Source organism: Streptomyces sp. ME19-01-6 (assembly GCF_033793745.1).
In the GTDB taxonomy this organism is placed as follows: Bacteria; Actinomycetota; Actinomycetes; order Streptomycetales; family Streptomycetaceae; genus Streptomyces.
In genome coordinates, this window is the sequence record NZ_JARAXF010000023.1 from 76,665 (window position 1) to 97,543 (window position 20,879).

General features: G+C 71.6%; 16 protein-coding genes. 9 read left to right on the top strand and 7 right to left on the bottom strand.

Features of this window, described 5'->3' with window-relative positions:
• Positions 1–4: 4 nt before the first annotated feature.
• The 3 genes from PV419_RS37005 (at position 5) to PV419_RS37015 (ending at position 2,031) form a co-directional block, all read left to right on the top strand.
• The gene (locus tag PV419_RS37005; protein ID WP_319696494.1) at positions 5–931 is read left to right on the top strand and encodes a UbiA family prenyltransferase; all 927 of its coding nucleotides are present in this window, start codon (positions 5–7) and stop codon (positions 929–931) included.
• Between the two features lie 191 nt (positions 932–1,122).
• On the top strand, positions 1,123–1,677 hold the full coding sequence (locus PV419_RS37010) for a glycoside hydrolase family 25 protein (protein ID WP_319696496.1): 555 nt from the start codon (positions 1,123–1,125) through the stop codon (positions 1,675–1,677).
• 45 nt (positions 1,678–1,722) lie between these two features.
• A complete protein-coding gene (locus tag PV419_RS37015; protein WP_319696498.1) occupies positions 1,723–2,031 on the top strand; it encodes a hypothetical protein in 309 nt (102 codons plus the stop codon).
• Between the two features lie 52 nt (positions 2,032–2,083).
• Here PV419_RS37015 and PV419_RS37020 read toward each other — a convergent pair whose 3' ends face one another.
• The 5 genes from PV419_RS37020 to PV419_RS37040 all read right to left on the bottom strand — a co-directional run bounded on the left by PV419_RS37020 (position 2,084) and on the right by PV419_RS37040 (position 6,391).
• Positions 2,084–2,299 carry an EF-hand domain-containing protein gene (locus PV419_RS37020; RefSeq protein WP_319696501.1) on the bottom strand — a complete coding sequence of 72 codons (216 nt, stop codon included), beginning with the start codon at positions 2,297–2,299 and terminating at the stop codon, positions 2,084–2,086.
• A gap of 86 nt (positions 2,300–2,385) precedes the next feature.
• On the bottom strand, positions 2,386–3,003 hold the full coding sequence (locus tag PV419_RS37025) for an N-acetylmuramoyl-L-alanine amidase (RefSeq protein ID WP_319696502.1): 618 nt from the start codon (positions 3,001–3,003) through the stop codon (positions 2,386–2,388).
• Positions 3,004–3,427: 424 nt separating this feature from the next.
• Positions 3,428–3,943: an ATP-binding protein gene (locus PV419_RS37030; RefSeq protein ID WP_319696504.1), complete on the bottom strand. Its 516-nt coding sequence runs from the start codon at positions 3,941–3,943 to the stop codon at positions 3,428–3,430.
• Between the two features lie 318 nt (positions 3,944–4,261).
• Positions 4,262–5,029 carry an enoyl-CoA hydratase/isomerase family protein gene (locus tag PV419_RS37035; protein WP_319696506.1) on the bottom strand — a complete coding sequence of 256 codons (768 nt, stop codon included), beginning with the start codon at positions 5,027–5,029 and terminating at the stop codon, positions 4,262–4,264.
• Between the two features lie 117 nt (positions 5,030–5,146).
• On the bottom strand, positions 5,147–6,391 hold the full coding sequence (locus tag PV419_RS37040) for a L,D-transpeptidase (protein WP_415925459.1): 1,245 nt from the start codon (positions 6,389–6,391) through the stop codon (positions 5,147–5,149).
• 449 nt (positions 6,392–6,840) lie between these two features.
• Here PV419_RS37040 and glgX point away from each other — a divergent pair, with 449 nt between their 5' ends.
• Genes glgX through PV419_RS37055 form a run of 3 tightly spaced genes read left to right on the top strand, consistent with a single transcriptional unit; the run spans position 6,841 to position 13,000 of the window.
• Complete coding sequence (gene glgX / locus PV419_RS37045) at positions 6,841–9,195, top strand: glycogen debranching protein GlgX (protein ID WP_319696576.1); 2,355 nt, start codon at positions 6,841–6,843, stop codon at positions 9,193–9,195.
• Between the two features lie 35 nt (positions 9,196–9,230).
• Positions 9,231–11,111, top strand: coding sequence for an ABC transporter ATP-binding protein (locus tag PV419_RS37050; RefSeq protein WP_319696508.1), 1,881 nt, complete (start codon positions 9,231–9,233; stop codon positions 11,109–11,111).
• A complete protein-coding gene (locus tag PV419_RS37055) occupies positions 11,108–13,000 on the top strand; it encodes an ABC transporter ATP-binding protein (RefSeq protein WP_319696510.1) in 1,893 nt (630 codons plus the stop codon). The genes PV419_RS37050 and PV419_RS37055 overlap by 4 nt, the downstream gene beginning before the upstream one ends.
• Positions 13,001–13,160: 160 nt before the next feature.
• Here PV419_RS37055 and PV419_RS37060 read toward each other — a convergent pair whose 3' ends face one another.
• The gene (locus PV419_RS37060; RefSeq protein WP_319696512.1) at positions 13,161–14,585 is read right to left on the bottom strand and encodes an MFS transporter; all 1,425 of its coding nucleotides are present in this window, start codon (positions 14,583–14,585) and stop codon (positions 13,161–13,163) included.
• Positions 14,586–14,679: 94 nt separating this feature from the next.
• On the opposite strand from PV419_RS37060, the gene PV419_RS37065 reads away from it, so the two are divergent.
• Positions 14,680–15,627, top strand: coding sequence for a LysR family transcriptional regulator (locus PV419_RS37065; RefSeq protein WP_319696513.1), 948 nt, complete (start codon positions 14,680–14,682; stop codon positions 15,625–15,627).
• 28 nt (positions 15,628–15,655) lie between these two features.
• Here the strand turns inward: PV419_RS37065 and PV419_RS37070 are convergent, their stop codons facing one another.
• Positions 15,656–16,207 carry a DinB family protein gene (locus tag PV419_RS37070; RefSeq protein WP_319696515.1) on the bottom strand — a complete coding sequence of 184 codons (552 nt, stop codon included), beginning with the start codon at positions 16,205–16,207 and terminating at the stop codon, positions 15,656–15,658.
• 389 nt (positions 16,208–16,596) lie between these two features.
• Here PV419_RS37070 and PV419_RS37075 point away from each other — a divergent pair, with 389 nt between their 5' ends.
• On the top strand, positions 16,597–18,831 hold the full coding sequence (locus PV419_RS37075) for a M4 family metallopeptidase (protein ID WP_319696577.1): 2,235 nt from the start codon (positions 16,597–16,599) through the stop codon (positions 18,829–18,831).
• A gap of 328 nt (positions 18,832–19,159) precedes the next feature.
• A complete protein-coding gene (locus PV419_RS37080) occupies positions 19,160–20,839 on the top strand; it encodes a M4 family metallopeptidase (protein WP_319696517.1) in 1,680 nt (559 codons plus the stop codon).
• The last annotated feature ends 40 nt before the right edge of the window (positions 20,840–20,879 follow it).

Below are 20,879 nucleotides of genomic sequence, written 5' to 3' on the forward strand. Positions count from 1 at the left end.
CCTCATGCCACCAGCCTCACCGGCACCATCAGCCGCCCCCGGCTCCTCCTCACCGCGGCTGCCTCCGCTTGCCGCCGCCGCGAGGGCGGCCTGGCTGTGTCTTCGCGAGGCCCGCCCCGTGGTCCAGGTGGTCTTCCTGGCGCGCTTCACCGTGGGGGCCCTCGGGGCCTGGCCCGGCGAGCACTTACCCGTGGCGCAGGTCGCCACCGGCGCGCTCGCCTGGTTCTGCGCCACCGCCTCCGCCTATCTGCTCAACGGCGTGATGGATCTGCCGGAGGACCGGGCCAACGGCTCGCGGCGACCGCTGGCCTCCGGCGCGCTGCCGCCCCGCGCAGCCCGCTGGGCCATCGCCGTCCTGACCGTGACCGCCCTCCTCCTCAGCGTCGTCGACCTGGGGCTTTTTCTTTGTGTGGGCGGAATGCTGTTCCTCGGCTGGGCCTATTCCGCGCCCCCGCTCAGCGCCAAGCGGCGCAGCTGGTCCTCCTCGTTGACGGTGACCGTCACGGGCCTGTGCGCCTATGCGGCCGGGGCGCAGGCCGCGGGCGGGGAACCACGCCCCGGTCTTTGGCTGTTCGCCGCCGTGATGTCGGCGTGGATGGGGCTGGTCGGGGCGTTCGCGAAGGATCTGGGCGACGTCCCCGGGGACCGGGAGGGCGGGCGCCGTACGCTCGCGGTGGTGCGTGGCGAGAAGGCGGCCCGTACGGTCACGGCGGTGTGTGCCCCGGCGGTGGGGCTGGCGTTCGCCGTGGGCGCCCTGCTGTACGACCCACCGCTGCTGGCCGCCGCCGTGGTGCTGTTGTGTGGTGCCGGCTGGATCTCCTGGCTGTGCCGACATCCCGCCCCCGGCCGGGAACGCGCTCCCTACCGCGCCTTCATGGTCTGCCAATACGCCACTCATCTGGCGATCGCGGCCGTCCTTCTCCTCACCTGAAACGGCATCGGGCAGATCCCGCAAACCGGTTGAGCCGCGCCTGGCGCCTCGTTAGCGTGCGCAGTCGGCAGTGCCCATCGGCCGAAGGAGCGTACGGGCTGGTGCACCGGGCATGACAAGAACAGGGTCTTCCCCGCCTCCCCCCACCCCTCTCTCCCCACGGCTCCTTCTCTCCCCCCAAGGCAGGCAGCATGCTGCGCGGCATCGATGTCAGTTCACACCAGAGCACCTTCGACCCGGACGGGCTCGCCTTCGTCTTCATCAAGGCGACCGAGGGCCGCTCGTACATCAACCCACGCCAGTCCTCACAGGCGGCCCGCGCCCGCGAGGCGGGGTGCGTGGTCGGCTTTTACCACTTCCTGTGGCCCGGCAATATCGCGGCGCAGGCCGGCTATTTCGTAGAGAAGTGCGCCTCCCAGTCACATGATCTGCTCGCCGTGGACTGGGAGACCACATCCGAGGGCACCCACGCGAGCAATGCCGAGAAGGACAAGTTCATACGGGAGGTCAAGAAGCTCCGCCCCGGGCACCGGGTGCTGCTCTACTGCAACCGCACCTTCTGGCTGAACATCGACACCACGTCGTACGCCGGGGACGGGCTGTGGATCGCCGACTACGTGAAGGCGGGCGAGCCGCGCATCAAGGCGACGTGGCGGATCCACCAGTACACCGACCACCCGCTGGACAAGGACGTGGCGCGCTTCGACAGCAAGGCCGACCTGCGCGCCTGGGCCCGGAAGGAGTAGCAGGCAGCCGAGGCCGCTGTCGGTGGGTGCACCTACCCTTCCGGTATGAGCTACGCAGACCTGCGCGAACTCCGCAGCGCGCTGACCACCGCGTCGGATATCGCCTTCTCGCTGGACGCCGCGCCCTCGGGGCAGGAGACCGAGCAGCTCACCGACGCCCTGCGCCGGGCGCTCGCCGCGGCGGGCGCGCTGGGGGCGGAGCACGGTGCGACGGGCTGCCCGGAGCATCCGCGCGGCGCCGTCGACCCGCTGTACGGGGACAAGGACGACCCGCTGCCGCCGGGATACGGCCGCTGCCTGCTGTGCAACGACCGCCGGCGGCGGGCGAGCGCACAGCGGCGCGGCGGGCGGTGATCCGCCGGCCGCGCCGCGCATGCGGTTGTTCAGCCGCTGTTTCAGCTGCCGCTCAGCGGCCGTTCTGGGCGGCCCAGAACTCCTCGAAGGAGAGCAGACCGTCGCCGTTCGAGTCATGGGAGTTGATCACGGCCTGGGCGACCGGCTCCGTGACGTACGGGTCTCCCAGCTGAGCCATCACGCTCTTGTACTCGGCCGCGCTGATCAGTCCGTCCCCGTTGAGGTCGTACCGCTCGAACGCTTTCCGCGCCGCCTCGATGTCCGCCACGTGATCCGCCCCTTCTGTGCGCTTGTCTGACCCGCACAGATTAGCGGGCCCCGTCAGGGTACGTCCGAGGCCGGGGCGGCGGCGCCTCAGGCCGCCTTGACCAGATCGATGTAGCGGTCCCAGTCCCAGTACTTGCCGGGGTCGGTGTGGTCGGCGTTGGGGACCTCGTTGTGGCCGATGATGTGGGCCCGGGTCTTGGGCACGCCGTAGCGGTCGCAGACGGCGGCGGTCAGGGCCGCGGAGGAGGCGTACAGCTCGTCCGTGAAGTACTCCGGCTTGTCCACCCAGCCCTCGTGCTCGATGCCGATGCTGCGGTTGTTGTAGTCCCGGTTGCCCGCGTGCCAGGCGACGTCCTTCTCGCGCACGAACTGCCCGATGTAGCCGTCGGCCGAGGCGACCATGTAGTGCGTGGAGACCTGCTTGGCCGGGTCCTGGAAGATCTTCATCGCGTCCTGGAACGTCTCCTGCGTCACATGGATGACGACGAAGTCGATCGGATACGCGGTGGGGCGCTCGGAGACCCGGTAGTTGGAGGTGCTGGCCGGGATCCAGTGGGTGGGTGGGTAGGCGACGGCGGCTCGATCGCGTCTTGCGTCGGCCCGTGCGGGGGTCGTGGCGGCGGTGAGTCCCGCGGCGGCGGCGCCGAGATAGGCGCCGGAGCGCAGCAGGGTACGGCGGGACGGGGTGCGGCCGTGCGTTTCCATGGGGGGTCTCCCGGAATCCATAGCCGTGACAGTGGGGGTGTGACGCGCGTAGCGCGGTTCCATGGTGCGGTGTCGGCAGGGCCATGCCAAGGATTGAGGGGCAAAGAAAGAATTCGCGTCACGGTATGGACCACTGAAAATTCAGCAGCCGGAAAGACGCTATAAAGGAAATTCACAGCCGCTACCCGGCATTAACATGGCGAGTGTCATACCTCACCTTGGATTGGATTGGTGGCGGCAACTGGCCTCTGCGATAGTGAGGCATACGACCCCCATCGACCCGGGCCAGGTCGTTCACCCCTCTGCCACGGATGACACCCCTTTCACCATCCGTGGCGCATACGAAAGAGGCCCCGCGCCGTCGCGATCCGACGGTGGGGGCCTCTTCGGCATATCGCGCCACGCCAGGACGCCCGCGGCACTCTCAGGGTTCGGTCACCCGCATCTCGAACCACGTCGTCTTGCCGCGCGGCAGCAGATCCGCCCCCCACCGCTGGGAGAGCAGGTCCACCAGCATCAGCCCCCGCCCGCTCGTATCGAGGTCGGCCACCGGCATCAGACACGGCAGCCCGCGCGACGGGTCCCGCACCTCCACCCGGATCCAGCCCCGCCGCCGTAGCATCCGCAGCCCGAAGGTACGGGCGCCGGTGTGCCGGACGGCGTTGCCCACCAGTTCGGACACCAGCAGCACGGTGTATTCGGCCAGTTGGGGGGTCAGGCCCCAGTCGCGCAGGACGACGCATTCGGCCAGCCGGCGTGCGGTGCCCGCCGATTCCGGGCGGGAGGGCAGCCGCACCTCGTCGACCGCGGGGTTTCCGAACAGGTCGACCGCCTTGGCGACCGACTCGTCGTCGATGGACGGCACCCGCCGAGCCGCGGCAGTACCGGTGCGCCGCTGCGGCTGCTCCATACCCTCCAAGCCCGCCATGCCCCCCATCATGGCCGCCCGACAGGCCGACCGGGGCCGAACCGTGGGATTCCGAACACCCAAGCCCCAGGCCCCGCAAACCGGCCCCCACATATGCCAGCGGCAGTCAGATATCCCAAATACCCGGCCTGACCAGCGATATCGCGGCGCGTATGCGCGATCACCCAGCGTACCGGAGCGGGTCGTCCAGGGACTCGCGGGTGGCCAAACAAATTCGCTCTCACGGGGCATCGCCCACACGGGGGATCCATCAGGCGGAAACGCGACGGAGCCCCCGCCCCGAACCCCGCCGGAAGCCCGGGCGACGACTGCCGCCGCCCGGGCCACCGCTCACCGGAACTTGGCCTTGCCCGGCCCTTCCTCGACAAAGCTCCGCATCCCGATCTCACGGTCCTCGGTGGCGAACAGCCCCGCGAACCAGCCGCGTTCAATGGCAAGACCGGTCTCCAGGTCGGTCTCCAGACCCGCGTCCACCGCCTCCTTGGCCGCGCGCAGCGCGATCGCCGGACCCCGCGCCAGCCGGGCCGCCCACGCGTGCGCCTGCCCGTAGACCTCCTCCGCCGGTACGACCCGGTCCACGAGCCCGAGCGCCAGCGCCTCGTCCGCCTTCACCTGACGGCCCGTGAAGATGAGGTCCTTGGCGCGGGACGGGCCGATCAGCCGGGCCAGCCGCTGGGTGCCGCCCGCGCCCGGGATCAGGCCGAGCAGGATCTCCGGCTGGCCGAGCTTGGCGTCCTCGGCGGCGATCCGGTAGTCGGCGCACAGCGCCAGCTCGCAGCCGCCGCCGAGGGCGTAGCCGGTGACGGCTGCGACCACGGGTTTGGGGATCCGGGCGACGGCGGTGAAGGAGTCCTGGAGGGCGCGGGACCGGGCCACCATTCCGGCGTGGTCCATGTCCCGCATCTCCTTGATGTCCGCGCCGGCCGCGAACACCTTCTCGCCGCCCCAGATCACCACGGCCCGTACGTCGTCGCGGCCGGTCACCTCCTCGGAGAGCTCCCGCAGCCGGTCCTGCGTGGCGATGTCCAGCGCGTTCATGGGCGGACGGTCCAGCCGGATGGTGCCGACGCCCTCGGCAACCTCGAGGTTCACAGTCATGAGCGCAGGTTAGCGTCCGTTAGCACGCCGTCCACAGCCTCCCCGCGCCTACTGCCCCTCGCCCCTCCTGGCCATCCCTGCCATAACCTGGCACGCCTGCCACACCTGCCGTCCCCGTCAGCCCTCTTGGTCGGCCTTCCACTTCGCCCACGACATGTTCCATCCATTGAGCCCGTTGTCCGGCTGGATGGTGTCGTCGTGCGAGTTCTTCACCACGACCACGTCACCGATGACCGAGTTGCGGAAGAACCAGGCCGCCGGGGTCGATTTGTCGCCGCCGCCCCGCTGGTCGAAGAGACCCACACAGCCGTGGCTGACGTTCGCCGAGCCGAAGGTCGCCTGGCCCGCCCAGTAGTTGCCATGGATGAAGGTGCCTGAGGTGGACAGCCGCATCGCGTGTGGCACGTCCTTGATGTCGTACTCGCCGTCGAAGCCGACCGTCGCGCCGTTCATCCGGGTCACCGGGAGCCGCTCGCTGATGACCATCTTGCCGTTGTACGTCTCGTGGCCGGGCGCGCCGGAGGTGATGGGGAGGGTCTTGATGGTCTTGCCGTCCCGCTTGACCACCATCTTCTTGCTCTTGGCGTCGACCACGGAGACCTGGCTGCGGCCGATGGTGAACTTCACGGTCTTCTTCTGCTCGCCGTACACGCCCGACCGCCCCTCGACGCCGTCGAGGTCCATGCGGAGGGTGACCTTGGTGCCCGGTGCCCAGTACTTCTCGGGCCGGAAGTCCAGCCGGTCGTTGCCGAACCAGTGGCCCTCGATGGGCACCGACGGGGAGGACGAGACCTTGATCCCCCGCTCCACGGCCCCGGGGTCGGTGATGCCCCGGGAGAAGTGGATCGAGACCGGCATACCGACGCCGACCGTCGAGCCGTCCTCCGGTGTGTAGGTCCCGAGGAAGGTCTTCTCGGGGCGGAGCGTGGTGAAGGAGGAGTGCCGGGAAGCGGTCAGCCCCTGGGAGTCCTTGGCGACGGCGTCAACCGTGTAGGTGGTCGCGGAGCTCAGATGCCGGGCGGGCCGCCAGCTGCCGCCGTCCTCGGTGATCTTCCCGTCGATCTCGTTGCCCTTGGGGTCCTTGACCTTGACGGAGGTGAGCTTGCCCTTGTCCGACGTCACCTTGAGCGCCCCATGGGTGTTGACGCCCTTCGCCCCGTCCTTGGGTGTGATCGCCACGACGGCGCGCGAGGTCTTCGGGGCGCCCCCGCCCTTGCCGCCGCCCTCGTTCTTCTTCCCGTCGTCCGATCCGCCGTCCCCGCCACAGGCGGTCACGAACAGCAGCATCCCCCCGGCCAGCAGCGCGAGAAGCCCCCTGCGGCCCCGCGCCGTCAGCGCCCCTGATATCGGCTGCACTCCCACTACGGCTCTCCCCTCCGCCCGCGCCGCGCCCCGCGGCACCCCCGTTGTGTCACGCGCACGCGCGTATTCGACAGGAACTCATACCCACTGAAGCAGGGGGAGTTCGGCCGCGCGCACGCGCGTATGCGACAGGTAATCACACGCCACTGACAGCGGGCTCGCGATCTATGTCACGGTTCAGTCCCAGGTGAGGGGCCCCTGATCCCAGGCACCCCGGGCGAAACGTGAGGGTTGACCCCATCGCGGGCAGAACAGGTGAGAGGGCGGCAGCACTCCGCGCGGCACGGGACGCCGCGCGGGCTCACCCAGGCCGCCCGGCCGTGGGGCTTGGGCCGTGGGGCTTTGCCATCGGCCGGAGCCGCGAACGCCGGAGGAGCCACGTGTCGCACGCAGCCGAACAGAGGAAAGCGCACAACGGGCTGCCGAGGCCGCGCACGCGCGCGGCGGGTATGGAACGGGTCATCGAACCAGACGGCGAACAGGCCGTCGAACCAGGACGGAGCGGCCGCCGCGCGGACTCGGGGCCGCCCGCCGCGCCCGCGGTCCTCGCCGACCCGCACGGCGAGCCGGCCGGGGGCGCACCGGTGTGGCCGGGGAGCGCGCAGCCGCTCGGGGCGCGGGTGCGGACCGGGCCCGGCGGGGTGCCGGGCACCAACTTCGCGCTGTGGGCGCAGGGCGCGGAGGCCGTGGAGGTGTGCCTGTTCGACGACGACGGGACCGAGACCCGCTGCCCGCTCACCGAGCGGACCCATGAGATCTGGCACGGCTTCGTGCCCGGCGTGCTCCCCGGGCGGCGGTACGGATACCGGGTGCACGGCCGCTGGGACCCGTGGACCGGCGCCCGCTGGAACCCGGCCAAGCTGCTGCTCGACCCGTACGCCCGCGCCGTGGACGGCGACTTCGGGGGCGCGGGGGTCGTCCCCCGGGAGTGGCACGGCGCGCTGCCGCCCGAGGTCTACGGCCATGTGCGGGACTGGCCGCAGCAGCACATCGCCGACACCGTGCGCGACGACCGCGACTCGGCTCCGTACGTCCCCAAGGGCGTGGTCGTCGGCGACGACGATCCCGACGGCCCGCCCGACGAGTGGCTCGACGACCGGCGCCCGAAGACCCCCTGGGCCGACACCGTCATCTACGAACTCCATGTGCGCGGCTTCACCAAGCGCCACCCAGGCATCCCGCCCGAACTGCGCGGCACCTACGCCGGGCTCGCGCACCCGGCCGCGATCGAGCACCTCACCCGGCTCGGCGTGACGGCCGTGGAGCTGCTGCCGGTGCACCAGTTCGCGCACGAGGACCATCTGCTCCGGCGCGGCCTGCGCAACTACTGGGGCTACAACTCCATCGGCTACTTCGCGCCGCACGGGGCGTACGCGGCGACCGGCACCCGCGGGGCGCAGGTCGGCGAGTTCCGGCGGATGGTGCGGGCGCTGCACGACGCGGGCGTCGAGGTGATCCTCGACGTGGTCTACAACCACACCGCGGAGAGCGGTGAGCTGGGGCCCACGCTCTCGCTGCGCGGCATCGACAACCGCGGCTACTACCGCCTCCAGCAGGACCCGCGCCGCTACGCCGACTACACGGGCTGCGGCAACACCCTGCACGCGGTGCGGCCCCACGTGCTGCGGCTGATCACGGACTCACTGCGCTACTGGGTGACCGAGATGGGTGTGGACGGCTTCCGCTTCGACCTCGCCGCCGCCCTCGCCCGCTCCGCGAACGACGTGGACATGCTCTCCCCCTTCCTGGCCGTGATCGCCCAGGACCCGGTGCTGCGCCGCGTCAAACTGATCGCCGAGCCGTGGGACGTGGGCTCCGGCGGCTATCAGGTCGGCGCCTTCCCCCCGCTCTGGTCGGAGTGGAACGACCGCTACCGCGACGCGGTGCGCGACTTCTGGCGCGGCGCCCTGCCCGATGTACGCGACCTCGGCACCCGGCTGTCCGGCTCCAGCGACCTGTACGCGTGGAGCGGCCGAAGGCCGTACGCCTCGGTCAACTTCATCACCGCGCACGACGGCTTCACGCTCCGCGACCTGGTGAGCTACGACCGCAAGCACAACGAGGCCAACGGCGAGGGCAACCGCGACGGCACGGGCGACAACCGCTCCTGGAACTGCGGCGCCGAAGGCGAGACCGAGGACGCGGCCGTAGGGGCGCTGCGCCGCCGCCAGCTGCGCAACCTGCTCAGCACGCTGCTGCTGTCCACCGGCGTCCCGATGCTGGTGGCGGGCGATGAGATGGGCCGCACCCAGGGCGGCAACAACAACGCGTACTGCCAGGACAACGAGACCGGCTGGCTGGACTGGACGCTGCTGGACGACCCCGGCTGGCGTTCGCTCACCGACCTCACCGCCCGCCTGATCCACCTGCGCCGCGAGCACCCCGCACTGCGCCGCCGCGCCTTCTTCTCCGGCCGCGCCCAGGGCCCCGACGGGCTGCGCGACCTGGCCTGGTTCACCGCGGGGGGCACGGAGATGACCGAGGGGGACTGGTATGCGCCGACGGCCGCCCTGGGCCTGTACCTGTCCGGCCACGACACCGCGCAGCGCGACGCGCAAGGCGCCCCGATCACCGACGACAGCTTCCTGGTGCTGCTGCACTCGGGCCCCGCGCCGGTGGACTTCACCCTCCCCGGCCCGCCGTGGGCCGCCGCGTACGAACTCCTCGCCGACACCTCGCGGGAGGACCAGAACGCGCCCCCGGGCGCCCGGCATCGCGCCGGCTCACGGATCGAGCTGCCCGGGCGCTCGGTGCTGCTCCTACGCGCCGTCACGGCCGCGGAGGCGGACCAAAAAACCGAGTGAGCGCTGTCGGTGCCGGACCGTAACCTCGGCAGGTGATGGCTGCCACAAATGAACGACTCAGGGAACCGGAGAAGGAACCGGAGACCGGACCGGAGACCGAACCGGAGACCGAGGCTGCCGGGGGCCCGCGCGTGACCGGGCGCGGGCGCTCGGCCACGCGCTCGCTGTCGCGCCTGTGGCCCTATCTGCGGCCCGTCAAAGCGCGCTTCTTCACGGCGGCCGGGGCCGCGGTCGTCGCCTCATGTCTGGGCCTGGTCATCCCGCTCGTGCTCAAGTGGCTGGTGGACGGACCGGTGGCCGACCGGGACCCGGGCGGGGTGTGGCTGGGCGGCGCCCTGCTGCTGGCGCTCGGCGTCGGGGAGGCGGGGCTCTTCGGGATACGGCGCTGGCTGGTGGCCCGGCCGCTGGCCGCCGTGGAGGCCGCGATGCGCGTCGACCTGTACCGGCATCTGCAGCGGCTGCCGGTCTCCTTCCACGACCGCTGGGCGTCCGGGCAGCTGCTCTCGCGCGCGACCACCGACCTGATGCTGCTGCGGATGTTCCTCGCCTTCCCGCTCACCTTTCTGGTGGTCAACGGGGTCACGATCCTCGTCGGGTTCGCCATCCTGCTGGCGCAGGAGTGGACGCTGGGGCTTGTTCTGCTCCTTCCGGCCATCCCGCTGATGATCCTCTGCTCCGTCTTCGAGACGCGCTACGCGGTGGTCGCCCGCTCGGTCCAGGACCAGACGGGCGATCTGACCACGGTCGTCGAGGAGGGGGTCCTCGGCGTCCGTATCGTCAAGGGCTTCGGGCGCCACCGCAGCCAGGCGCGCGCCTTTGGGGCGCTGACGGAGCGGGTCCGCACGACGGAACTGCGCAAGGCGGGCCTGCTGGCCACGATCTGGGCGCTGATCATGACGCTGCCCGAGCTGGCGATCGGCACCGCCCTGGTCCTCGGCACCATGCAGGTCGCCGACGGCGAGCTGTCGGCGGGCGCGCTCGTCGCCTTCCTCTCCACGGCGCTGACGCTGCGCTGGCCGGTGGAGTCGCTGGGCTTCCTGCTGGCGATGAGCCAGGACGCGGCGACCGCGACGGACCGGTTCTTCGAGGTGATGGACGAGCCGACGGCGGAGCAGCCCACAGCACAGCAGCGGTCCGCGCCCCGCGCCGACGCCCTGGAGACCACGCCACGAGACGGGCTGCGCTTCGAGGGTCTGGAGTTCCGGTACGCGGACGCGCCGCCGGGCGCCCCGCCCGTCCTGGCCGGGGTGGACCTGCACATCCGCTCCGGCGAGACGATGGCCCTGGTGGGGGCGACCGGCTCGGGCAAGACCACGCTCACCGCCCTGGTGCCGCGCCTCCTCGAGGCGACGCGCGGCCGGATCACCCTCGACGGGCGGGACATCACCGCCCTCCCCCGGGACGAGCTGCGCGAGCTGGTCGCCATCGCGTTCGAGGAACCCACGCTGTTCTCCGCGACGGCGGGGGAGAACGTCCTGATGGGCGCGTCCGGGGCGGCCGAGGCCGATCTCGTACGGGCGCTCGAGGTGGCCCAGGCCGACTTCGTACACGCCCTGCCGCAGGGCGCCGGCACCCAGGTCGGCGAGCAGGGGCTGAGCCTGTCGGGCGGTCAGCGCCAGCGCCTCGCCCTGGCGCGCGCCGTCGTCGGACAGCCCCGCTTCCTCATCCTCGACGATCCGCTGTCCGCGCTGGACGTGCACACCGAGGCCCTGGTGGAGGCCGCGCTCCGCCAGGTCCTGGCGACGACGACGGCGCTGGTGGTCGCCCACCGCCCGTCCACCGTGCTGCTCGCCGACCGCGTCGCGCTGCTCTCCGGCGGCCGTATCACCGCGGTCGGCACCCACCACCAACTGTTGTGCGACAGCGCGGAGTACCGGTCGCTGATGTCCGGAGACAAGCGGGAGGAGGTCCGATGACCCAGACCACTACCGGCACCGGCGCAGGCACAGACACGGCCGCAGCCGGGGCCGGGGCCGGGGCCGGGGCCGCAGACAAGGCCGGGGCGGCGCCGGACGGCGACCCCTTCGGCCAGGACGTGCTGCCCACCCCGAAGGGCGCCTCCCTCGCACTGCTGCGCTCCCTGCTCTCCCCGCGCCGCGGCCGGGTCTGGGTGGCGGCCGTACTGCTCCTCCTGCAGCAGGCCGCCGTGCAGGCAGGCCCGCTGCTCGTCGCGTACGCCATCGACACCGCCGTGCCCGCCTTCCGCCACGGCGGCCACGGCCCCCTCATCGCGGTCGCCGTCGCCTACCTCGGCTGCGCGCTCGTCTCCGGGGCGCTGCAGTACACCTTCATCCGCACCTCCGCCCGGATCAGCCAGGACGTGCTGCTCGATCTGCGCGGCAGGATCTTCCGCCATGCCCAGGCGCTCAGCGTGGACTTCCACGAGCGCTACACCTCCGGCCGGCTGATCTCGCGCGCCACCACGGACGTCGAGTCGCTGCGCGAACTGCTCAACGAGGGGCTGGAGGAACTGCTCGGCGTCGCCCTCTCCGTCGTCTACATCTCCGCGACACTGCTGTATCTGGACTGGGGCCTGGGCGCCGCGGCCGTGCTCTCCTTCTGGCCGCTGTACCTGCTCGTCCGCTCCTTCCAGCGCCGCTCCATGCGCGTCTACCGCAAGCGGTCCACGGCCATCGCCGCGGTCATCGTCAAGTTCACCGAGACCATGAACGGCATCCGGCCGGTGCAGGCGTTCCGCCGCGAGCGGGTCAACGACGCGCACTTCCACGAGCTCAACCACCGCCATGAGCGGGTGAACGGGGACGCGATCCTGGAGATGGCCCGCTATGTGGTCAGCTCCCGGCTGGTGGCCAACGCGGCGGTGGCCGCGATCGTCCTGTGGGGCGCCTACCGGGTGGCCTCCGAAGACCTGGCGCTGGGCGTCCTCGCCGCGGCCGCGCTCTATCTGCGCAGGCTCTACGACCCCATCGACCGCCTGGGGATGTTCCTGAACTCGTACCAGTCGGCCGCCGCCTCGCTGGAGAAGATCGCGGGCCTGCTCGCCCAGCGGCCCTCCGTGGCCGAGCCCGCCGACCCCAGCCCGCTGCCCCCGCGCTCCTCGGAACTTCCCGGCCGCGAGGTGGTCTTCGACGGCGTGCGCTTCACCTACCGTACGGGCGGCGAGGTGCTGCCCCGCTTCGACCTCACGCTGCCGGCCGGGCAGACGGTGGCCGTGGTGGGCGCGACCGGAGCGGGCAAGTCCACCCTCGCCAAGCTGCTCGCCCGCTTCTACGACCCCACCGGCGGCCGGGTCCTGCTCGACGGCGTGGACCTGCGCGAACTGGCCACGCCTGAGCTGCGCCGCGGCGTGGTGATGGTCACCCAGGAGGCGTTCCTCTTCTCCGGCACGGTCGCCGACAACATCGCCATCGGCCGCCCCGACGCCACCCGCGCCGAGATCGAGCACGCCGCCAAGGCCATCGGCGCGCACGACTTCATCACCGCCCTCCCCGACGGCTACGACACGGACGTGCGCAAGCGCGGCGGGCGCATCTCGGCGGGCCAGCGACAGCTCGTGGCCTTCGCCCGGGCGCTGCTCGCGGACCCGTCGGTGCTGATCCTGGACGAGGCGACCTCCTCGCTCGACATCCCGGGCGAGCGCGCGGTGCAGCGCGCCATGCACACGGTCCTGCACGGCCGCACCGCCGTCGTCATCGCGCACCGCCTGTCGACGGTGGAGATCGCCGACCGGGTGCTGGTGATGGCGGACGGCCGGATCGTCGAGGACGGGTCGCCGGAGCGGCTGATCGCGAGCGAGGGCCGGTTCGCGGCGCTGCACCAGGCGTGGCGGGAGAGCCTGGTGTGATCGCAATCGAGACGGCCTCGGAGGGACGTACGACCTGACTCAGGTCCTGCGCGGGTGGGAACACCCGGAGGAGGTGCCGGAACACACGTGGTGGCTGCCCTGCCAGGCCCCCTGCTGCGCCCGTTCCGGAGCCCGTTCCGTGCCCCGTACGCGCACCACATCAGCGGCGGCCACCCGCGCGGGAGACCAGCAGCACCGCCGCCAGCCCCACAGCGATGAGCACGGCCCCCGCCCCCGACAGCGTGCCCAGGGTGCCGAGCACCGCCACCCCCAGCGCCGAACCCGCCTGCCGGACCCCGTTGAGCGCGCCCTGGCCGGTGGCGGCGAGCTCGGGTGGCGTGGAGACGGCCATCGCGGCGGCGGCGCCGGGGATCGAGAGGGTTCCCGTGGCGGCGAGCGCGAGCTCGGCCGCGACCAGCAGGGCGAGCGGAACGTGGCCGCCACCGCAGAAGGCCAGCAGGACACCGGCCACAACGGTCGCGGACATCCCGGCCAGGAGCACCGGGCGGGCCCCGTAGCGGGTCACCAGCCGGCCGGTGAAGAAGGGCATCACGCACACCGGGAAGGTGAGGGGCAGCGAGGCCAGGCCGGCCTGGAACGGCGAGAGCGCGTACGTGTGCTGCAGCCACAGCGCGAGCATGTACATCCCGCCGAAGTAGCCGAAGCAGGAGACCGCGGCCGCCGCCATCGCGGCCCGCACCCGGCCCAGGGCGAGCAGCGCGGGCGGCAGCACGGGAGCGGCGACGCGGCGCTCCACGACGGCCAGAGCGACCAGCGCACCCAGCGCGACAGCGATCGGAGCCCATGCGTACGGCGAGCCCCAGCCCTCGATGCCCGCCTCGACCAGACCGAAGGTGAGCGCGCCGAGCACGGCGGTGGACAGCAGCAGCCCGGGGCGGTCCAGGGCCCGTACAACGGTCGTCCGGGGAGCCGGAAGGCGGCGGGCGAGCAGCAGGGCGGCGAGCGCGATGGGCGGGTTGACCAGGAACACCAGCCGCCAGCCGCCGAGTTCGACCAGGCCGCCGCCGAGGACGGGCCCCGCGGCGGCGCCGAGGCCGCTCAGCGCGGTCCAGGCGCCGATCGCCCGGGTGCGCCGGGCGGGGTCCGGGTTGAGGTGGATGAGCAGGGCGAGCGAGGCGGGCACCAGCCCGGCGCCGGCCACGCCGAGCAGGGCCCGGCCGACGATCAGCGTGCCCGCGTCGGGCGCGGCGGCGCAGAGCGCGGACAGCGCGGCGAAGGCGGCGAGCGCGGCCCGGTAGACCCGGCGTGCACCCCACCGGTCGGCGAACACCCCTGCGGCGAGCAGCAGTCCGGCGAACACGACGGTGTAGGCGTCGACGGCCCAGGGCAGCGCGGCGGCGGTGGGGTGGAGGGAGCGCTGGAGGTCGGGCACGGCGACGTTGAGGATGGAGGTGTCGAGGAGGACGAGCAGGTTGCCGGCCGCGATCCCGGCGAAGGCGAGGCGGGACCGTGCCGGTGCGGAGACGGCGGCCGGGTGCGCCGCTGTCTCTTGCGCCGCTGCCCTTGGTCCCGCTGTCTCTTGCGCCGCTGTCTTTGGTGTGGTGCCGGTGCGTTCGGTGGTCACGGGGCAACGGTGGCCCGGGGCCCGCACGGCGGGCGACGCCGTGATGTCGATGCCCCCATCGGAAAGTCCGATGGGGGCATGCGATGCTGGCGGCGTGGACACTCGCTATCTGCGTGCCTTCGTCGCCGTCGCCGACCGGGGCGGGATCTCCGCCGCCGCCAAGGAGCTGGGCTACGCCCAGTCCAGCGTGAGCGCCCAGCTCAAGCGGCTGGAGGCGGACCTGGGCGCGGCGGTGCTGGTACGCGCCGGGACGGGCGCCACACTCACCGAGGCCGGGCAGCGCCTGCTGCCGTACGCGCGCGAGGCGCTGGAGCTGGTGGAGCGGATGCGCCGGGCCGCGCTCGGCGACCGGCCCAGGCTGCGGATCGGCTGCCAGGAGTCGCTGGCCCACGTGTGGATGCCCGAGCTGCTGGCGGCGCTGGAGTACGGCGCGGCGGGCCCCGGGTCGGGGGCCGACGTCGAGCTCACGGTATTGAACCGGCAGCGCCTCGAACAGGCCTTCCGTGACGGGGAGTTCGAGGTGACGTTCCAGTACGACAATGGCGCGCGGGTGCTCGGTCCGCACACGGTGGTGGGCCATGACCGCACGGTACTGGTGGCCGCGCCCGGCCACCCGCTGGCAGGACGGGAGCGGGTGACGCCGAAGCAGTTGCTCGGCTACGACTTCCTGGTCGCCGAGCGCGGCTGCACCGCGGAGATGCTGGTGGACCGCTTCGGGCGGGACCTGCTCGCGGGGGCGCGGCTCACGATGGTGCAGGGCTCGCTGTCGGCGCTGCTGCGGCTGACCGGACACGGACACGGCGTCTCGCTGCTGCCGCGGCTGGCGGCCCTGCGGGAGCTGGAGCAGGGCGAACTGGTCGAGCTCCGACTCACAGAACCCCTCCGTCCCGTCAGCATCGTCGCCCAGTGGCACCCACGCCCCGGCCTCGCCGAGCGCTCCCTGCACGCCGTTCTCGACCTGGCCCGCCGCGCCGATCCGCTGGACGAGCGCCCGTGCTTCGACAGCCCCGCCGCATCCACCCGACTCGCCTCATCCGCCTGATCCACGCGGGGCCCGCGCGCCCCGCGGCTCACTCCCCGACGGTGCCGTCGGCCAACTCGCGCACGACGTCGAGCTGCCCGGCGTGCCGGGCGTACTCCTGCAGCAGATGGAAGAGGATCCAGCCGAGTGTCGGGGCCTCGGCCTCTGTGGCGAATCGACCGCCGGTGGGCGCCCGGCGGCCGAGCGGCACATCCGCCACGGCCCGCCGCGACCAGGCGCATTGCTCCTCGAACCGCGCCCGGACCTCCCGTGGCGACATGTCGTCGGGGACGTGCCAGCGGTCGTCGGGACCCCGGTCGCCCCAGGGCGACTCCACCGGCTCACCCAGGAACCCCCAGCGCAGCCAGCGCCGTTCGACGTGGGTGAGGTGGTGGAGCAGCTCCAAGGGGGTCCAGCCGGACGGCAGTCGGGAGGTACGAAGCTCGCTCTCGCTGAGCCCGTCGAGCTTATGGAGCACGACGCTCCGGTAGTAGTCGAGATACGCGTCGAGCATCTCGCGGGTGTCGGCGAGCGAGTACGGCGGTTCGTCAATGGGGTTGACGGGGTCGACGGGGTTCATGGGATATGTGGAAGTCGGCATGTCACGATGCTACGGACGGCTCCCCATCCGAAATGTGAACGCCCGCCATTTGTCAACGAACGCTTTCCGGTCAAGTTTTTGTCGCGCTCCTGACAGGACTAGTCCACCGATGACACTCTTCCCTCGGTCGGCGCACAGCTCCCCCACAGCTGTCGGCTGAGCTTCGACACGGTCGGCACCCGCATTCGCACCTTCCCCCCATGCGTTCTGCCTCGCCATGCCCGGGCGGCCTCACCTGGCCGTCCGGTCGTACCCGGTCGCGCCACCGCGCGGCCAGCGCAGAAGGAGTCAATGTGAGATCGACCTCCCAACGCCCCGACAGACCCCACAGACCCCTCTCCCCCCGCCGACGCGCCGCAGCGAGCGGCGCCCTGGTCGCCGCGGCGGCCATGCTCGCCGTCGGGATGCAGACCGGCCCCGCGGCCGCCCGCCCGGACGCCTCCCCGAACGCCTCCGCCCCGGCCGCCGGCACCGTCTTCGCCAAGCCGGACCCCGACGCCCTGCCGGTGGCCCTCTCCCCCGCGCGGCGCGCCGAGCTGATCCGCGAAGCCGACGCCTCGAAGTCCGCCACCGCCAAGGCTCTCGGCCTCGGCGCCAAGGAGAAGCTGGTCGTACGGGACGTCACCAAGGACGCCGACGGCACCGTCCACACCCGCTACGAGCGCACCTACGCCGGCTTGCCCGTCCTCGGCGGCGACCTGGTCGTCGAGGAGGCCAGGAGCGGCGCCGTGCGGTCGGTCGCCAAGGCGACCAAGGCGCAGGTGAAGGTCGCCTCCACGACCGCCGCCGTCGCGCCCGCCACCGCTCGGAAGACGGCGGTGAAGGCGGCGGACGCGCAGGGTTCACGCAAGACGGAGGCCGAGCGGGCGCCGCGCAAGGTGATCTGGGCGGCGAAGGGCACGCCCACGCTCGCGTACGAGACGGTCGTCGGCGGCCTCCAGGAGGACGGCACGCCGAACGAACTGCACGTCATCACCGACGCGAACTCCGGCGCCAAGCTCTTCGAGTTCCAGGGCGTCAAGGAGGGCACCGGCAACAGCCAGTACAGCGGGCAGGTCACCCTCGGCACCTCGGGCAGTTCGGGCTCGTACAACCTGACCGACGGCGGCCGTGGCGGCCACAAGACGTACAACCTCAACCGCGGCACCTCGGGGACGGGCACGCTCTTCACCGACGCCGACGACGTATGGGGCAACGGGACGACCGGCGACGCCGCGACCGCCGGTGTGGACGCACACTACGGCGCCGCTCTGACCTGGGACTACTACAAGAACGTGCACGGCCGCACCGGCATCCGGGGCGACGGCGTCGCGGCGTACTCCCGGGTGCACTACAGCAGCAACTACGTCAACGCGTTCTGGCAGGACTCCTGCTTCTGCATGACGTACGGCGACGGCTCCGGCAACGCCGACCCGCTCACCTCGATCGACGTGGCGGCCCACGAGATGACCCACGGCGTCACCGCCGCGACCGCCAACCTCACCTACAGCGGTGAGTCCGGCGGCCTCAACGAGGGCACCTCGGACATCTTCGCCGCCGCGGTCGAGTTCAGCGCCAACAACGCGAGCGACGTGGGCGACTACCTGGTCGGCGAGAAGATCGACATCAACGGCGACGGCACCCCGCTGCGCTACATGGACAAGCCCAGCAAGGACGGCGCGTCCAAGGACAGCTGGTACTCCGGTGTCGGCAACGTCGATGTGCACTACTCCTCCGGCATCGCCAACCACTTCTTCTACCTGCTGTCCGAGGGCAGCGGCGCCAAGGTGATCAACGGCGTCAGCTACGACAGCCCGACCTACGACAACCTGCCGGTCCCCGGCATCGGCCGGGCCAACGCCGAGAAGATCTGGTTCAAGGCGCTGACCCAGCGCATGACGTCCAACACCAACTACGCGGGGGCGCGGGACGCCACGCTGTGGGCGGCGAGCGAGCTGTTCGGCCAGGCCAGCCCCCAGTACAACACGGTGGCCAACACCTGGGCCGCGGTCAACGTCGGGTCCCGGATCGTCGAGGGCGTCTCCATCACCGCGCCCGGCAACCAGACCAGCATCGTCGGCCAGGCCGTCAGCCTGCAGATCGCGGCGACCAGCTCCAACCCGGGCGCGCTCAGCTACTCCGCCACCGGGCTGCCCGCCGGGCTGTCGATCGACTCCTCGACCGGCCTGATCTCCGGCGCCCCGACCACGCTCGGATCCGGCACGGTGACGGTCACCGTGACCGACTCGACCGGCAAGTCGGCCACGATCTCCTTCACCTGGACCGTGAACACCACCGGCGGCAACGTCTTCGAGAACACCGCGGACGTCGCCATCCCGGACGCCGGGAACGCGGTCACCTCCTCGCTCACGGTGAGCCGGGCCGGCAACGCGCCGTCCAACCTTCAGGTGGGCGTGGACATCGTGCACACCTACCGCGGTGACCTGGTGATCGACCTGGTGGCGCCGGACGGTACGGCCTACCGGCTGAAGAACTCCAGCTCCCTGGACTCGGCGGACAACGTGAAGACCACGTACACCATCGACGCCTCGTCCGAACTCGCCGTCGGCACCTGGAAGCTGCGGGTGCAGGACGTCTACGCACAGGACACGGGCTACATCAACAGCTGGAAGCTCACGTTCTGACGTTCTGAGGGTTCTGAACGACGCACACATCCGGATGAGGCGCTGAACCAACTCTCCGGCCAGCAGACAGGCGCCGCCAGGGGTGACTCCGACTCCCCCTGGCGGCGCCTACTCATTGCCGCTCACTCATCCTCAACTCTGGTCCGCATACCGGAACTTGATCAACATGAAACGAACATTTTCCCGCCCACCTGGCCCGAAGTCCGTGACATGTACGCGCCTTGTATGACAGTCTGCCCAACGCGATCGCACCCGTACCTCTTGTTCAGGCCCGGGCGGCACTTCCCCGCTGCCCGGGCCTGACCCCCCACAGCAATGAGGAGTTCGCGTGAGCAAGACCTCGAACCTGCCCGTTTCCCCCGCACATTCCCCTGCCCGCAGGAAGCGCCGCACGGCGGCCGCCGCCGGTGCCGCGGTCGCGGCGGCGGCGCTGCTGGCCACCGGCGTCACCACGGGCCAGGCCGGCGCGGCCACCACGAGCACCGACACCAAGGCGGGCGCGCGGCCCGCCCTCCTCACCGCCTCGGCCCGCGCGGAACTGCTGCGCGACGCCGACGCCACCAAGGCCGCCACCGCCAAGGCGCTGGGCCTCGGCGCCAAGGAGAAGCTCGTCGTCAAGGACGTCATCAAGGACGCCGACGGCACCGTCCACACCCGCTACGAGCGCACCTACGCCGGCCTGCCCGTCCTCGGCGGCGACCTGGTCGTCCACGAGTCCGCGGGCGGCGCGGTCAAGGGCGTCACCAAGGCCGTCAAGGCCACCCTCGCGGTCCCCTCCACCACCGCCAAGGTGACCCCGGCCTCCGCCGAGCGGGCCGCGGTGCGGCGCGCCCAGGCGGACGACGCCCGCCGGGCGGCGGCCGACGGCGCCCCGCGCAAGGTGATCTGGGCCGCCACCGGCAAGCCCGTCCTGGCGTACGAGACCGTCGTCGGCGGCGTACAGAAGGACGGCACCCCCAACCAGCTGCACGTCATCACCGACGCGAGCACCGGCGCCAAGCTGTACGAGTACCAGGGCATCGAGACCGGCAGCGGCAAGAGCCAGTACAGCGGCACGGTGGACCTCGGCACCTCCAAGGAAGGCAGCGGCTACACCCTCACCGACGCCGACCGCGGCGGCCACCGGACCACCGACCTCAAGAACGCGGAGTCCGGCGAGGGCGCGGCCTTCACGGACGACGACGACACCTGGGGCACCGGAAAGCCGGACGACACGCAGACCGCGGCCGTCGACGCCCACTACGGCGCCGCCCTCACCTGGGACTACTACAAGAACGTGCACGGCCGCGACGGCATCGCGGGCGACGGCAAGGGCGCGTACTCCCGGGTGCATTACGGCCACGACTACGTCAACGCCTTTTGGGACGACAGCTGCTTCTGCATGACGTACGGCGACGGCGAAGGCGACAAGGCCCCGCTCACCTCGATCGACGTCGCGGCCCACGAGATGACCCACGGCGTCACCTCGGCCACCGCCAACCTCCAGTACAGCGGCGAATCGGGCGGCCTCAACGAGGGCACCTCCGACATCTTCGCCGCGGCCGTCGAGTTCAACGCGAAGAACGACAGCGACCCCGGCGACTACCTGGTCGGCGAGAAGATCGACATCAACGGCGACGGCACCCCGCTGCGCTACATGGACAAGCCCAGCAAGGACGGCGGCTCCGCGGACAACTGGTCGGACTCCGTGGGCGACTTGGACGTCCACTACTCCTCCGGCGTCGCCAACCACTTCTTCTACCTGCTGTCCGAGGGCAGCGGCGCCAAGGAGGTGGGCGGCGTCAAGTACGACAGCCCGACCGCGGACGGCTCCAAGGTCGAGGGCATCGGCCGCGACAAGGCCGAGAAGATCTGGTTCAAGGCGCTGACCACGTACTTCACCTCCACCACCGACTACCACGCCGCGCGCGAGGCCACGCTGAAGGCCGCGAGCGACCTGTACGGGGCGGACAGCGCCGAGTACAAGGGCGTGAATTCGGCGTGGGCCGGAGTGAACGTCAAGCCGTAAAAACGCATCAAACGAAGTGCACCACCTAGCCGGTGTCCGG

Bases quoted from the DNA above. Each gene is read 5' to 3' on its own strand.
- PV419_RS37005 (WP_319696494.1), top strand. From the start codon at position 5: ATGCCACCAGCCTCACCGGCACCATCAGCCGCCCCCGGCTCCTCCTCA.
- PV419_RS37010 (WP_319696496.1), top strand. From the start codon at position 1,123: ATGCTGCGCGGCATCGATGTCAGTTCACACCAGAGCACCTTCGACCCG.
- PV419_RS37015 (WP_319696498.1), top strand. From the start codon at position 1,723: ATGAGCTACGCAGACCTGCGCGAACTCCGCAGCGCGCTGACCACCGCG.
- PV419_RS37025 (WP_319696502.1), bottom strand. From the start codon at position 3,003: ATGGAAACGCACGGCCGCACCCCGTCCCGCCGTACCCTGCTGCGCTCC.
- PV419_RS37030 (WP_319696504.1), bottom strand. From the start codon at position 3,943: ATGATGGGGGGCATGGCGGGCTTGGAGGGTATGGAGCAGCCGCAGCGG.
- PV419_RS37035 (WP_319696506.1), bottom strand. From the start codon at position 5,029: ATGACTGTGAACCTCGAGGTTGCCGAGGGCGTCGGCACCATCCGGCTG.
- glgX (WP_319696576.1), top strand. From the start codon at position 6,841: ATGGAACGGGTCATCGAACCAGACGGCGAACAGGCCGTCGAACCAGGA.
- PV419_RS37050 (WP_319696508.1), top strand. From the start codon at position 9,231: ATGGCTGCCACAAATGAACGACTCAGGGAACCGGAGAAGGAACCGGAG.
- PV419_RS37055 (WP_319696510.1), top strand. From the start codon at position 11,108: ATGACCCAGACCACTACCGGCACCGGCGCAGGCACAGACACGGCCGCA.
- PV419_RS37070 (WP_319696515.1), bottom strand. From the start codon at position 16,207: ATGCCGACTTCCACATATCCCATGAACCCCGTCGACCCCGTCAACCCC.
- PV419_RS37075 (WP_319696577.1), top strand. From the start codon at position 16,597: ATGCTCGCCGTCGGGATGCAGACCGGCCCCGCGGCCGCCCGCCCGGAC.